At 60.1% G+C, this 13657-nt stretch carries 16 protein-coding genes; 2 read left to right on the top strand and 14 right to left on the bottom strand.

Annotated elements, in window-relative coordinates; all coding sequences use genetic code 11:
- Positions 1-5: 5 nt before the first annotated feature.
- From JN524_RS25970 to flhA, 5 genes are all read right to left on the bottom strand, one after another.
- Positions 6-377 (bottom strand): chemotaxis response regulator CheY, encoded by a 372-nt coding sequence (locus JN524_RS25970; protein ID WP_024012118.1) that lies wholly within the window; start codon positions 375-377, stop codon positions 6-8.
- Between the two features lie 165 nt (positions 378-542).
- Positions 543-1283 carry an RNA polymerase sigma factor FliA gene (gene fliA, locus JN524_RS25965; RefSeq protein ID WP_003222919.1) on the bottom strand — a complete coding sequence of 247 codons (741 nt, stop codon included), beginning with the start codon at positions 1281-1283 and terminating at the stop codon, positions 543-545.
- On the bottom strand, positions 1280-2110 hold the full coding sequence (gene fleN, locus JN524_RS25960) for a flagellar synthesis regulator FleN (RefSeq protein WP_003222917.1): 831 nt from the start codon (positions 2108-2110) through the stop codon (positions 1280-1282). Before fleN ends, fliA begins: the two co-directional genes overlap by 4 nt.
- Before the next feature lie 113 nt (positions 2111-2223).
- A complete protein-coding gene (gene flhF / locus JN524_RS25955) occupies positions 2224-3564 on the bottom strand; it encodes a flagellar biosynthesis protein FlhF (RefSeq protein WP_003222914.1) in 1341 nt (446 codons plus the stop codon).
- A gap of 11 nt (positions 3565-3575) precedes the next feature.
- Positions 3576-5705 carry a flagellar biosynthesis protein FlhA gene (gene flhA, locus JN524_RS25950; RefSeq protein ID WP_098967853.1) on the bottom strand — a complete coding sequence of 710 codons (2130 nt, stop codon included), beginning with the start codon at positions 5703-5705 and terminating at the stop codon, positions 3576-3578.
- 524 nt (positions 5706-6229) lie between these two features.
- Here flhA and JN524_RS25945 point away from each other — a divergent pair.
- Positions 6230-6535: a DUF6124 family protein gene (locus tag JN524_RS25945; RefSeq protein ID WP_202371174.1), complete on the top strand. Its 306-nt coding sequence runs from the start codon at positions 6230-6232 to the stop codon at positions 6533-6535.
- Between the two features lie 236 nt (positions 6536-6771).
- Here JN524_RS25945 and JN524_RS25940 read toward each other — a convergent pair whose 3' ends face one another.
- The gene (locus tag JN524_RS25940; RefSeq protein ID WP_202371173.1) at positions 6772-7107 is read right to left on the bottom strand and encodes a hypothetical protein; all 336 of its coding nucleotides are present in this window, start codon (positions 7105-7107) and stop codon (positions 6772-6774) included.
- 595 nt (positions 7108-7702) lie between these two features.
- Between JN524_RS25940 and JN524_RS25935 the strand changes: the two genes are divergently transcribed.
- Positions 7703-8062, top strand: coding sequence for a DUF6124 family protein (locus JN524_RS25935; protein ID WP_202371172.1), 360 nt, complete (start codon positions 7703-7705; stop codon positions 8060-8062).
- A gap of 142 nt (positions 8063-8204) precedes the next feature.
- On the opposite strand, the gene flhB is transcribed toward JN524_RS25935, so the two are convergent.
- Genes flhB through fliL form a run of 8 tightly spaced genes read right to left on the bottom strand, consistent with a single transcriptional unit; the run spans position 8205 to position 13610 of the window.
- Positions 8205-9344 (bottom strand): flagellar biosynthesis protein FlhB, encoded by a 1140-nt coding sequence (gene flhB / locus JN524_RS25930; RefSeq protein ID WP_097090136.1) that lies wholly within the window; start codon positions 9342-9344, stop codon positions 8205-8207.
- Between the two features lie 3 nt (positions 9345-9347).
- The gene (gene fliR, locus JN524_RS25925; RefSeq protein ID WP_027613914.1) at positions 9348-10133 is read right to left on the bottom strand and encodes a flagellar biosynthetic protein FliR; all 786 of its coding nucleotides are present in this window, start codon (positions 10131-10133) and stop codon (positions 9348-9350) included.
- A 3-nt stretch (positions 10134-10136) separates the two neighbouring features.
- On the bottom strand, positions 10137-10406 hold the full coding sequence (gene fliQ, locus JN524_RS25920; protein ID WP_007920026.1) for a flagellar biosynthesis protein FliQ: 270 nt from the start codon (positions 10404-10406) through the stop codon (positions 10137-10139).
- Complete coding sequence (gene fliP / locus JN524_RS25915; RefSeq protein WP_003222895.1) at positions 10403-11161, bottom strand: flagellar type III secretion system pore protein FliP; 759 nt, start codon at positions 11159-11161, stop codon at positions 10403-10405. Before fliP ends, fliQ begins: the two co-directional genes overlap by 4 nt.
- The gene (fliO, locus tag JN524_RS25910; RefSeq protein ID WP_202371171.1) at positions 11161-11613 is read right to left on the bottom strand and encodes a flagellar biosynthetic protein FliO; all 453 of its coding nucleotides are present in this window, start codon (positions 11611-11613) and stop codon (positions 11161-11163) included. Before fliO ends, fliP begins: the two co-directional genes overlap by 1 nt.
- On the bottom strand, positions 11614-12072 hold the full coding sequence (gene fliN / locus JN524_RS25905) for a flagellar motor switch protein FliN (protein WP_003222891.1): 459 nt from the start codon (positions 12070-12072) through the stop codon (positions 11614-11616).
- 56 nt (positions 12073-12128) lie between these two features.
- Positions 12129-13097, bottom strand: a complete 969-nt coding sequence (gene fliM / locus JN524_RS25900) for a flagellar motor switch protein FliM (RefSeq protein WP_003222890.1) — start codon at positions 13095-13097, stop codon at positions 12129-12131.
- 9 nt (positions 13098-13106) lie between these two features.
- The gene (gene fliL / locus JN524_RS25895) at positions 13107-13610 is read right to left on the bottom strand and encodes a flagellar basal body-associated protein FliL (RefSeq protein WP_047599975.1); all 504 of its coding nucleotides are present in this window, start codon (positions 13608-13610) and stop codon (positions 13107-13109) included.
- Between the last annotated feature and the right edge of the window lie 47 nt (positions 13611-13657).

Raw genomic sequence — 13657 nt, 5'->3', positions numbered from 1 at the left:
CGTCATCAGCCGATGCGTTCGAAAATCTTCTCGATTTTGTCTTTCAACGCCTGAGCCGTGAAAGGTTTGACCACGTAGCCGTTCACACCGGCCTGAGCGGCCTCGATGATTTGCTCGCGCTTGGCTTCAGCGGTCACCATCAGCACCGGCAGATGCTTGAGTTTTTCATCGGCACGCACGTGGCGCAGCAAGTCGATACCGGTCATGCCCGGCATGTTCCAGTCCGTTACCAGAAAGTCGATGCTGCCGCTGTTGAGTACCGGAATGGCAGTAGTGCCATCGTCGGCCTCGACGGTGTTGGTGAACCCGAGATCGCGCAGCAGGTTCTTGATGATCCGCCGCATCGTTGAGAAGTCATCAACGATGAGGATTTTCATGTCTTTGTTCAATTCGACCTCCAAGCAGTCTTAAACGCGCCCAGCACCTGGACGCGCCACTTCAATCAATCGGCGCAGCACTCGAAGACTGTCTGGAGCACAACAGAGCAAGACCGGTGCCGTTCTCACCGCACCAGCCTCGTTCGCAGTGTCCCCACACTGCCTTCAGCGCGCTCGCCACTCCCCCAAACGCCCCCGCAAACGGGCCGCGCACTGGCTGTGTAACTGGCTGACCCGCGATTCACTGACGCCAAGGACTTCACCGATCTCCTTGAGGTTCAGCTCTTCGTCGTAGTACAGCGCCAACACCAGTCGCTCACGCTCCGGCAAATTGGCAATCGCGTCCGCCAGCGCCGCCTGGAAGCGTTCATCTTCCAGATCGCGTGACGGCTCAAGATGAGCACTGGCGCCATCCTCGTGCAGCCCTTCGTGTTCGCCGTCCTGCAACAGGTCGTCGAAACTGAACAAGCGACTGCCCAGGGTGTCATTCAAAATCCCGTAGTAATCGTCGAGACTCAATTGGAGTTCGGCCGCAACCTCGTGATCTTTAGCGTCACGGCCGGTTTTAGCTTCAATTGCGCGAATTGCGTCGCTGACCATACGGGTATTGCGGTGAACCGAGCGTGGCGCCCAATCCCCTTTGCGCACTTCATCGAGCATCGCGCCGCGGATTCGAATGCCCGCGTACGTTTCGAAACTGGCGCCTTTGCTGGCGTCGTATTTGGTCGAGACTTCGAGCAGGCCGATCATCCCGGCCTGAATCAGGTCCTCAACCTGCACACTCGCCGGCAAGCGTGCCAGCAAGTGATAGGCAATGCGCTTGACCAGTGGCGCGTAACGCTCGATCAACTCGTACTGCGCGTCACGTGCCGACTTCTTGTAGTAGTTCATACCGCTCGCGGTCATAACACAGGCCCTGCTGTTTGCTGCACGAGGCGCTCGACGAAAAACTCAAGGTGGCCGCGCGGGTTGGCAGGCAGCGGCCAGGTATCGACCTTCTGCGCGATCGCCTTGAACGCCAGCGCGCACTTGGAACGCGGAAAGGCTTCATAGACTGCTCGCTGCTTCTGCACTGCCTTGCGCACGCTTTCGTCGTACGGCACCGCGCCGACATATTGTAAGGCGACGTCGAGGAAGCGATCCGTGACCTTGGTCAACTTGGCGAACAGGTTGCGCCCTTCCTGCGGGCTCTGCGCCATGTTGGCCAGCACGCGGAAGCGGTTCATGCCGTAATCGCGGTTGAGCAGTTTGATCAGCGCGTAGGCGTCGGTGATCGAGGTCGGCTCGTCGCAGACCACCAGCAACACTTCCTGCGCGGCGCGGACAAAACTGACTACCGAGTCACCAATACCCGCAGCGGTGTCGATCACCAGCACATCGAGATTGTCGCCGATGTCGCTGAAGGCCTGAATCAGACCGGCATGTTGCGCCGGGCTCAGGTGCACCATGCTTTGGGTGCCGGAAGCGGCCGGCACGATGCGGATCCCGCCAGGCCCCTGCAACAACACGTCGCGCAGCTCACAGCGGCCTTCGATCACATCGGCCAGAGTACGTTTGGGGGTCAGTCCCAGCAGAACGTCAACGTTCGCCAGCCCCAGGTCAGCGTCCAGCAGCATGACCCGACGGCCAAGCTCTGCCAGCGCCAGAGACAAGTTCACTGACACGTTAGTCTTGCCGACGCCACCTTTGCCGCCGGTCACCGCGATCACCTGTACGGGATGCATGCTGCCCATGTTATTTCTTTACCTTGTCTTGCATAGACGGAGGCCACATTACTGGCTGCGCGTTCACAACCGGAACAATGCATGGCAGACCATCGATGTAGGTACAAAAACTGTTCATTACCTCAGCCAACCTGCTTGGTCGGGCTGTGGTAGATATCAGCGAACATGTCAGCCATGGCTTCTTCGCTGGGTTCTTCCTGCATTTGCACGCTGACGGCGCGGCTGACCAGTTGATGACGGCGCGGCAGATGCAGATCATCCGGAATCCGTGGGCCGTCGGTCAGGTACGCGACCGGCAGTTCATGACTGATCGCCAGGCTCAACACTTCGCCAAGGCTGGCCGTCTCATCCAGTTTAGTCAGGATGCAGCCGGCAAGCCCGCAACGCTTGTAACTGTGGTACGCGGCGGTTAGAACCTGTTTCTGGCTGGTGGTTGCCAGCACCAGATAATTTTTTGAACGGATGCCACGCCCGGCCAGACTTTCCAGCTGCATGCGCAGGGCCGGATCGCTGGCTTGCAGGCCGGCGGTATCGATCAGCACCACGCGCTTGCGCAGCAGCGGGTCGAGCGCCTGCACCAGCGACTGGCCCGGATCGACGTGGGTCACCGGCACATTGAGAATCCGCCCCAGCGTCTTGAGTTGTTCCTGAGCACCGATACGGAAACTGTCCATGCTGACCAGCGCGACATTCTGCGCGCCGTACTTGAGCACGTAGCGCGCCGCGAGTTTGGCCAGGGTGGTGGTCTTGCCCATGCCGGCCGGACCGACCATGGCAATCACCCCGCCCTCTTCCAGCGGCTCGACTTCCGGTACAGCAATCATCCGCGCCAGGTGCGCGAGCAGCATGCGCCAGGCCTGACGCGGCTCCTCGATGTCGGTGATCATCGCCAGCAGATCGCGCGACAACGGCCCGGACAGACCGATTCGTTGCAGACGGCGATACAGATTGGCTTGTGCCGGACGGCTGCCTTGCAGCTGATTCCAGGCCAGCGTGCCGAGCTGCACTTCCATCAGTTCGCGCAGACTGTTCAATTCGAAACGCATCGAATCCAGCGCACGCGGATCGATGCCGGCGGACGACTGTGCAGGCGCTGGCGCGGGACGCGCCGGGGCGGCGTAAGTCGGTTCGCTCAACGGTTCGGCAGCGGTCAGCGGCAGGCCGGCCGTCAACGGAAGCCCGGCGAACAACTGGCGATTGGTGTTGCCGTCGGCTTCGCCACGCAGGCTCAGTTCGGCCTGGGCGGTCACGATGCGCGACTGGGTCTTGCGCAGCTCGTCCTCGAGTTCCATGTTCGGAACCCGTGGCGCCAGCGCCGACAATTTGTAATCCAGCGCCGCCGTCAGCTCGACGCCGCCGGCAATGCGGCGGTTGCCAATGATGGCGGCATCAGCGCCCAGCTCATCACGAACCAGCTTCATGGCCTGACGCATATCGGCGGCGAAAAAACGCTTAACTTGCATAAACCACTACCTCAGCCGTTGGGCCCTACTGTCGCAACGATGGTCACTTGCTTGTTGTCCGGAATTTCCTGGTAGGCCAGCACGTGCAGCCCTGGGACTGCGAGGCGGCCGAAACGCGAGAGCATCGCGCGGATCGGGCCTGCTACCAACAGGATCACCGGTTGACCTTGCATTTCCTGGCGCTGCGCCGCTTCGATAAGCGAACGCTGCAGCTTCTCGGCCATGCTTGGCTCCAGCAGAACGCCCTCTTCAGAGCCTTGTCCTGCCTTCTGCAGACTATTGAGCAATATTTGTTCCAACCTTGGTTCCAGGGTGATCACAGGCAGCTCGGAGTCAGTGCCTACAATGCTTTGGACGATGGCGCGGGATACGCCGACGCGTACTGCGGCCACCAAGGCGGCGGTATCTTGACTCTTGGCGGCGTTGTTGGCGATAGCCTCGGCAATGCTGCGGATATCGCGCACCGGCACGTGTTCGGCCAGCAACGCCTGCAGCACTTTGAGCAACTGCGACAGCGACACCACCCCCGGCACCAGCTCTTCAGCCAGTTTCGGCGAGCTTTTGGCCAGCAATTGCATGAGTTGCTGCACTTCTTCGTGGCCGATCAGCTCGCTGGAGTGCTTGTACAGAATCTGGTTCAAGTGCGTCGCGACCACGGTACTGGCGTCGACCACGGTGTAACCGAGCGATTGCGCCTGCGCACGCTGGCTGACTTCGATCCACACCGCCTCCAGGCCGAAAGCCGGATCTTTGGCGGTAATGCCGTTGAGCGTGCCGTAGACCTGCCCCGGGTTGATCGCCAGTTCGCGATCCGGGTAGATCTCGGCTTCGGCGAGGATCACGCCCATCAGGGTCAGGCGATAGGCGCTCGGCGCCAGATCGAGGTTGTCGCGAATGTGCACGGTCGGCATCAGGAAGCCCAGATCCTGCGAGAGCTTCTTGCGCACGCCCTTGATCCGCGCCAGCAACTGCCCGCCCTGATTGCGATCCACCAGCGGGATCAGGCGGTAACCGACCTCAAGGCCGATCATGTCGATCGGCGTCACGTCATCCCAGCCCAGCTCCTTAGTTTCCATGGCGCGGGCCGGCGACGGCAGCAGTTCCTGCTGACGCTGAACCTCTTGCAGCGCCTGCACCTTGGCAACGTTCTGCTTTTTCCAGAACAGATACGCGCCACCGGCAGCCAGCGCGGCCATGCTCAGGAACGAGAAGTGCGGCATGCCCGGGACGAGCCCCATGACTGCCATCAGGCCGGCCGCCACCGCCAAGGCTTTGGGCGAGGCGAACATCTGCCGGTTGATCTGCTTGCCCATGTCTTCCGAACCGGAAGCACGGGTCACCATGATCGCCGCCGCTGTCGATAACAACAGTGATGGCAATTGCGCCACCAAACCGTCACCGATGGTCAGCAAGGCGTAAACCTTGCCCGCGTCGGCGAAGGTCATGTTGTGCTGGAAGATACCGACAGCCATACCGCCGATGAGGTTGATGAACAGAATCAGCAGGCCGGCGATGGCGTCACCACGGACGAACTTGCTGGCACCGTCCATCGAACCGTAGAACTCGGCTTCCTGAGCGACTTCGGAACGGCGCGCCTTGGCCTGGTTCTGGTCGATCAGACCGGCGTTGAGGTCGGCGTCGATCGCCATTTGTTTGCCGGGCATCGCATCGAGGGTGAAACGCGCGCTCACCTCGGAAATCCGCCCGGCACCCTTGGTCACCACGACGAAGTTGATGATCATCAGGATCGCGAACACCACGATACCGACCACGTAGTTACCGCCGATCACCACCTCACCGAAGGCCTGAATTACCTTACCGGCAGCGGCGTGGCCGTCCTGACCGTGGAGCATGACCACCCGCGTCGAGGCCACGTTCAACGCCAGCCGCAGCAGCGTCGCCACCAGCAGAATGGTCGGGAATACCGCGAAATCCAGCGGCCGCAGCGCATACACGCAGACCAGCAGGACGACGATCGACAGGGCGATGTTGAAGGTGAAGAACACGTCCAGCAGGAACGGCGGCACCGGCAACATCATCATCGCCAGCATGACCAGCAGCAACAACGGCACGCCCAGATTGCCTCGACTGAGGTCGGCAACATTCGAGCGAGCAGTGTTGAATAACTGAGAGCGATCCACCGGTTTTCCCCGTTCCTTTAAAGCAAACTTTTGACGCCCAAAGCAGGCGCACGGCGGCTACTGCAAGAAGCCTTCCAACTTTTGCGCAGACCAAAAAGACCGCAGCCTTCGGCAGCTCCTACACCGATCCCTGTAGGAGCTGCCGAAGGCTGCGATCTTTTGATTTTGCGTAATCAAGGAATCGCGGCGTCTTTAAACCCAAGTGTTTAAAAGACACCTCAAGACACGTCTTGCGGGCTACATATCCTTGCGCCATTGCCTACAGCCAAGCCAGAATCCGCCGGCTTGTGCGCCTTGGGGCGCGGGTTCTATTGTGGGTCGGTCGCTGACAAATCAGCGATCGGGTCTCGCAGCCCGCTGATTTCTAGACGCACAACTTCCGTCCTCGTTTTATGGCGGCTGTACGTGGGAGACCTTTGGGTCTGCCGGTTCTAGAGTCCCGGTCTGCGACCCGCGTATAGCTGCCACCTCCCTTTCGTATCGCAGCGAAATGTGGCAGCTCCGTCGACTCTAGGAGCCTCACCATGATCAAACCAACACCCAACCCACCCGAAACCGACGCCACCTCGCCCTACGAATCCCTCGATTCAAAAAAGCTCCACGAAGCCGCCGACCGCGCCCTCGACCACTACCTCTGCTCGCCCGGCGCCACGCCCATTCAACGTAAAACCCGCTCAATGTACGCCGCGACCGCAGACTTCAAAAACGAGGAACTGCTGGCCGATGCCTGCGAAACACTCGCGTCGGCCAGAACCATCGCCCATGACTTCGCCCATCTCATACCGGCGTCACAGCGCAGGGCGCTGGATAATCTGCAATTGCCGCAGTAACACGGTTCTCTGCCCTCCCCATGTAGGAGCTGCCGGAGGCTGCGATCTTTTGATTTTTGTTGTTCAAAGCAAGATCAAAAGATCGCAGCCTTCGGCAGCTCCTACAGGGGGGGGATCCGTGATCAGGCATAAAAAACGCCGCCCCGCGCAATCGGGGCGGCGTTTTTTATCGGTAGGTTCAGGAATCGCGGCGCAGATCCGATGAAATCGGAAAGTTTTTTAAAACACCAGACTACTTAGTAACTGATACCTTTCACTTCCATTGACCCCTCGCTCACAAGTTCAAACTCAACGCTCGCACCCGGTGCGATGTTAATAATGCCCCTATGCGCCTCAGGAACGATGAGCTCGTATTTCTTTTTCTCATTTTTAGTTTCATAGACCGGACTACGTAGTTCGGCGTACTCATCATCAAAATCGAACCTGGTAACCAGCCGGGAAGGAGTGGAATTTTTGAGAATAGAGTCGACTAGACTGCCCGCCTTATTGGTGGCCTTACCCGTGCTTTCTTCGTCCGCCACAATGGTGATCTTACCCGTAGTTTGGTCATAGCTGTCGAATTTGCCTTTCATTGTCCTTCTCCCTGTTGTCACAGAAGTGCGCGCACCGACTGTGCGGCGCCACCCAGCAAGCAAACCGCAAATGCACTTAATCCACACCTGTAAAACCTGACAGGTACGACCTGCTTCCAGACGAAAGGTAATTATTGGGATGGTGCCGTTAACCCGGCGCAGTCAACAAATTGTCCCTGAGATCCTTTCAGCGACAAACCAGACCTTCAGCCTGACAGTTGCTCGCTCAGCCGCCCTTCAAACTTCAGTGTTTAAAAGACACCTCCAGACACGCCTTGCGGGCTACATATCCTTGCGCCATTGCCTACAGCTACGCCAGAATCCGCCGGCTTGTGCGCCTTGGGGTCGGGTTCTATTGTGGATCGGTCGCTGACGAATCAGCGATCGGGTTTAGCGACTCGAACTTTCTCAGCGCATCAGCGTTCATGGCTTCGTTGTGGGACTCTTCGTCCGCAATTACGTTATGGCGGCTGTATGCGGGAGACCTTCGGGTCTACCGGGGTGCCTGAGACCGGTTCGCTAACCTGCATACAGCTGCCACCTTCACTTGTTTAGCGACAGGGGAAGAGTGGCTCCATAACTCAGGAGCTTCAGCATGATCAAACCAACACCCAACCCACCCGAAACCGACGCCACCTCCCCCTACGAATCCCTCGATTCAAAAAAGCTCCACAAAGCCGCCGACCGCGCCCTCGACCACTACCTCTGCTCGCCCGGCGCCACGCCCATTCAACGCAAAACCCGCTCGATGTACGCCGTGACCGCAGACTTCAAAAACGAAGAACTGCTGGCCGATGCCTGCGAAACACTCGCGTCAGCCAGAACCATCGCCAATGACTTCGCCCACCTGATACCGGCGTCGCAGCGCAGAACGCTACTGGGCATCGCACAACTGATCATGCTCGGCGAACTGGCGGTGAATCGGGCGCTGGATAACCTGGAATTGTCGGCCTAAGAAGGCAGGCAAGAACCTGTGGTGAGGGGATTCATCCCCTCACCACAATGATTGCGGCAGGAGCCGAAATATCTTTGGATCTGGCATAAAAAACCGCCGCTCCGTTTGTTCGGGGCGGCGGTTTTTTTGATCACGGCAAACGTCAGGAATCGCGACGCAGATCCGGCGGGATCGGCAAATCGTCCTTGAGTGGGTCCGGGCGTTTGCCCTTGCCGGCGCGGTACTGACGGATCTGGTAGACGTAGGCCAACACCTGGGCGACGGCCAGGTACAGGCCGCCGGGGATTTCCTGCTCGAGTTCGGTGGAGTAGTAGATCGAGCGCGCCAGCCCCGGCGATTCGAGAAGCATGACGTTGTTGGCGACGGCGATTTCGCGGATCTTCAGCGCGAGGAAGTCGCTGCCCTTGGCCAGCAGCACTGGCGCGCCGCCCTTCTCCGAGTCGTACTTGAGCGCGACGGCGTAGTGGGTCGGGTTGGTGATGACCACGTCGGCGTCGGGAATCGCCGCCATCATCCGCCGCTGCGACATCTCGCGCTGGGTCTGACGGATGCGCTGCTTGACCTCCGGCCGACCTTCCTGATCCTTGTGCTCGTCGCGCACTTCCTGCTTGGTCATCAGCAGTTTCTTGTGCGCTTCCCAGAGCTGCACCGGCACGTCGACGGCGGCGATGATGATCAGGCCGCAGGCCAGCCACAACGTACTCCAGCCGACCAGCGTGACGCTGTGAATGATCGCCATTTCGAGCGGCTCGTGGGCGATCCGCAAGAAATCATCGACATCCGCCGACAACACTGCCAACGCCACCCCCAGGGTGATCAGAAATTTGGCCAGCGCCTTGAGCAGTTCGACCACAGCCTTGAACGAGAACATCCGCTTCAGGCCTGCCGCCGGGTTCATCCGGCTGAATTTGGGCGCCATGGAACCGGCGGCAAACAGCCAGCCACCGAGGGAGATCGGCCCGATCAACGCCGCCAGCAACAGGGTGATCATGATCGGCTGGATCGCCAACAGCGCCATCTGCCCCGACTGCAGCAGGAACCTGCCCATGGCCCCCTGATCCATGATCACCTCGCGCGAGAGGGTGAAGTTCAGGCGCATCAGCTCCATCAGGTCTTCGGCCAGCATGCCGCCGAACACCAGCAGCGCACCGGCACCGGCCATCATCACGGCGAGGGTGTTGAGCTCTTTGGAACGGGCAATTTCACCCTTCTCACGGGAGTCCTTTTTCCGTTTGTCCGTGGGGTCTTCTGTTTTGTCCTGACCGCTTTCGCTCTCTGCCATGGCTCAGCGCGCCCGTGCCAGTTCGCGTAACAACTGCAAGGCCTCGGAGGCCAGCGGTTGATACTGATTGAGGATATCCGCCAGACCGACCCAGACGATGAACAGGCCCAGCACCAAAGTCAGCGGGAAACCGATGGAGAAAATGTTCAGCTGCGGCGCGGCGCGGGTCATCACGCCGAAGGCGATGTTGACCACCAGCAGCGCAGTGACCGCCGGCAGCACCAGCAACAACGCCGCCCCGAGAACCCAGCCTAGCTTGCCGGCCAGCTCCCAGTATTGCGCGGTCATCAAGCCGCCGCCGACCGGCAGCGTGGTGAAGCTTTCGGTGAGTACTTCGAAGACCACCAGATGGCCGTTCATCGACAGGAACAGCAAGGTCACCAGCATGGTGAAGAACTGGCCGATCACTGCCACCGAGACACCGTTGGCCGGGTCGACCATCGAGGCGAAACCCATGCCCATCTGGATCGCGACAATCTGCCCGGCCACGGCAAACGCCTGAAAAAACAGTTGCAGGGAAAACCCCAGCACCGCACCGACCAGAATCTGCTCGGCAATCAGCAACCAGCCGCTGAGAGCAAGCGGACTGACGTCCGGCATCGGCGGCAGCCCCGGGGCAATGCACACGGTGATGGCCACGGCGAAATACAGGCGTATCCGCCGCGACACCAGCGTGGTGCCGAACACCGGCATGACCATCAGCATCGAGGCAACGCGAAACAGTGGCAACATGAACGATGCCACCCAGGTACTGATCTGGGTGTCGGTCAACTGAAGCAGCGATTGCATGGCTTAGCCGATGACCATCGGAATGTTTTTGTACAGCTGAATGATGTATTCCATGAACGTCTGCACGATCCACGGACCGGCGACGATCAGGGTCACCAGCATCACCAGCAGACGCGGCAGGAAGCTCAGGGTCTGTTCGTTGATCTGCGTCGCCGCCTGGAACATCGCCACCAGCAAACCGACCAACAGGCTCGGCACTACCAGAATCGCGACCATCAGAGTGGTCAGCCACAGCGCTTCACGAAAGATATCGACCGCAACTTCCGGCGTCATGGCGAGACACCTCCGAAACTGCTGGCCAGGGTGCCGATGATCAGCGCCCAGCCATCCACCAGTACGAACAGCATGATCTTGAACGGCAGCGAAATGATCAGCGGCGAGAGCATCATCATACCCATCGCCATCAGCACACTGGCCACGACCAGGTCGATGATCAGGAACGGGATGAAGATCATGAAGCCGATCTGGAAGGCGGTTTTAAGCTCGGAGGTGACAAACGCCGGCACCAGAATGGTCAGCGGCGCCTGATCCGGGGTGGCAATGTCGGTGCGCTTGGATAGACGCATGAACAGCTCCAGATCGCTGGTGCGGGTCTGGGCGAGCATGAAGTCCTTGATCGGTACCTGGGCCTTTTCCACCGCTTGCTGGGCGGTGAGTTTTTCCGCCAGGTACGGCTGCAGCGCATCGTTGTTCACCCGGTCGAACACCGGGGCCATGATGAACATGGTGAGGAACAGGGCCATGCCAGTGAGGATCTGGTTCGACGGCGTCTGCTGCAGGCCGAGGGCCTGACGCAGGATCGAGAAGACGATGATGATTCGGGTGAAACTGGTCATCAGAATCACGGCCGCCGGAATGAAGCTCAGGGCGGTCATGATCAGCAGGATCTGCAGGCTGACCGAATACTCCTGCGCGCCGTCGGCGTTGGTGCCCAGCGTGATCGCCGGAATCGACAACGGATCGGCGGCGAACGCCAGCGGCGCGGCCAGCATCAGGGCCAGCGTCAAGACGATGCGTAGCGCACCCATTACTTCTTATCCTTCTGATCCTTGCCGAGAATCTTCAGCAGATGCTGGGCAAATTCCGGGGTCGCTTTTTCGCTGCTGCTCGGCACTTGCACCGGCTCCTTGAGCACGTGCAGCGCGGTGATGGTGCCAGGGCTCAAGCCGAGCAGAATCTGCTCGTTGCCGACCTGCACCAGCATCAAGCGGTCACGCGGACCGAGCGCACGGGAGCCGATCAGCTCGATCACCTGGCCCTTGCCTGCTGGCCCCGATTGCTGCACCCGGCGCAGCAGCCAGGCGAGGAAGAAGATCAACCCCAGCACCAGCAACAGGCCGAACACCAGTTGCGTCAGTTGCCCGGCCACGCCGCTGCTGACCATCGGCGCGGTGGCAGCAGGCACGGTCGTCGCCGTCGACGGCTCGGCGGCCAGCACGCTCAATGGCAGTGCCAGAAAAGCCCAGAGAAACCGTTTCACTCAGCGCAGCTTCTTGATGCGTTCGCTTGGGCTGATCACGTCGGTCAGGCGGATGCCGAACTTCTCGTTGACCACCACCACTTCGCCGTGCGCGATCAGGGTGCCGTTGACCAGCACGTCCAGCGGCTCGCCGGCCAGACGATCGAGCTCGATCACCGAACCCTGGTTCAGTTGCAGCAGGTTGCGAATGTTGATGTCGGTGCTGCCCACTTCCATCGAGATCGACACCGGGATGTCGAGAATCACGTCCAGGTTCGGACCGTCCAGGGTCACCGGATCGTTGTTCTTCGGCACGCTGCCGAACTCTTCCATCGGCAGACGGTTGGAGCTTGCAGCGCCAGCGTCGGCGGCCAGCAGCGCGTCGATGTCAGCCTGGCTGCCATCACCGGTCTCTTCCAGGGCCGCAGCCCATTCGTCGGCCAGTGCCTGATCGTCCTGGGCGTTCATTTCGTCGTTCATCATGTGTCCTCGGCGGGCAACAATTCAGTTAAATGCGTGGGGGTGAGAGCGGCGCTTCAGCGACGCTCGATCGGCTCGATCACCTGCAACGCGAGGTTGCCTTTGTGCGAGCCCATCTTGACCTTGAAGGCCGGTACGCCGTTGGCGCGCATGATCATGTCTTCCGGCATCTCCACCGGGATCACATCCCCCGGCTGCATGTGCAGGATGTCGCGCAGCTTCAACTGGCGGCGAGCTACGGTGGCGCCGATCGGCACGTCGACATCGAGCACGTCCTGACGCAGGGCATTGACCCAGCGCTCGTCCTGATCGTCGAGGTCCGACTGGAAACCGGCGTCGAGCATTTCGCGTACCGGCTCGATCATCGAGTACGGCATGGTCACGTGCAGGTCACCACCACCGCCATCGAGTTCGATGTGGAAGGTGGAGACCACGATCGCTTCGCTCGGGCCGACGATGTTGGCCATGGCCGGGTTCACTTCCGAGTTGATGTACTCGAAATTGACTTCCATGATCGCCTGCCACGCTTCCTTCAGATCGACGAAGGCCTGCTCCAGCACCATGCGCACCACACGCAGTTCGGTCGGGGTGAATTCACGCCCTTCGATCTTGGCGTGACGGCCGTCGCCGCCGAAGAAGTTGTCCACCAGTTTGAACACCAGTTTGGCGTCAAGGATGAACAGCGCGGTGCCGCGCAGCGGTTTGATCTTGACCAGGTTGAGGCTGGTCGGCACGTACAGCGAGTGCACGTATTCGCCGAACTTCATCACCTGGACGCCACCGACGGCAACGTCCGCCGAGCGGCGCAGCATGTTGAACATGCTGATGCGGGTGTAACGGGCAAAACGCTCGTTGATCATTTCCAGAGTCGGCATGCGTCCACGGACGATGCGATCCTGGCTGGTCAGGTCGTAGCTTTTGACACTGCCGGGTTCGGCAGCGTTATCGGTCTGTACCAGACCATCGTCGACGCCATGCAACAGCGCGTCGATTTCATCCTGGGACAGCAGATCCTGCACGGCCATGTCGTGTTCCTACTGCAGTACGAAATTAGTGAAAAGCAACTGTTCGATCACCACTTTGCCCAGCTCTTTCTGCGCCACTTCCTGGACGCTGGCGGTGGCCTTCTGGCGCAACATCTCCTGGCCGACCGGAGTCGCCAAGGTGGCGAAATCCTGACCGGAGAAGAGCATCACCAGGTTGTTGCGGATCACCGGCATGTGCACTTTGAGCGCCTCCAGATCGGCCTGGTTACGCGCCAGCATGGTGATGCTCACCTGCATGTAGCGCTGACGGCCGTTCTGGTTGTAGTTGGCGACAAACGCCGGCGCCATCGGCTCGAAGATCGCCGGTTGCTTGCCGACCGGCGCAGCCTCGGCCGCTGCGGCAGGCTTGCTCTGAGCGCTGTGCATGAAGTACCAGGTCGCGCCCACGGACACACCGATCGCCAGCAGCAGAGCCACCACGATCAGGATGATCATCTTGAGTTTGCCTTTGGTCGCGGGGTCTTTTACAGCTGCTGCTTCGCTCTTCGCCATGCCAATAATCCGTCACTAATCGGGTTTTCACAGTCGCACGGCAAGGC

The organism is Pseudomonas sp. MWU318 (assembly GCF_016756945.1).
Taxonomy (GTDB): Bacteria; Pseudomonadota; Gammaproteobacteria; order Pseudomonadales; family Pseudomonadaceae; genus Aquipseudomonas; species Aquipseudomonas putida_A.
This window is presented reverse-complemented; position numbering and strand designations above follow the sequence as displayed.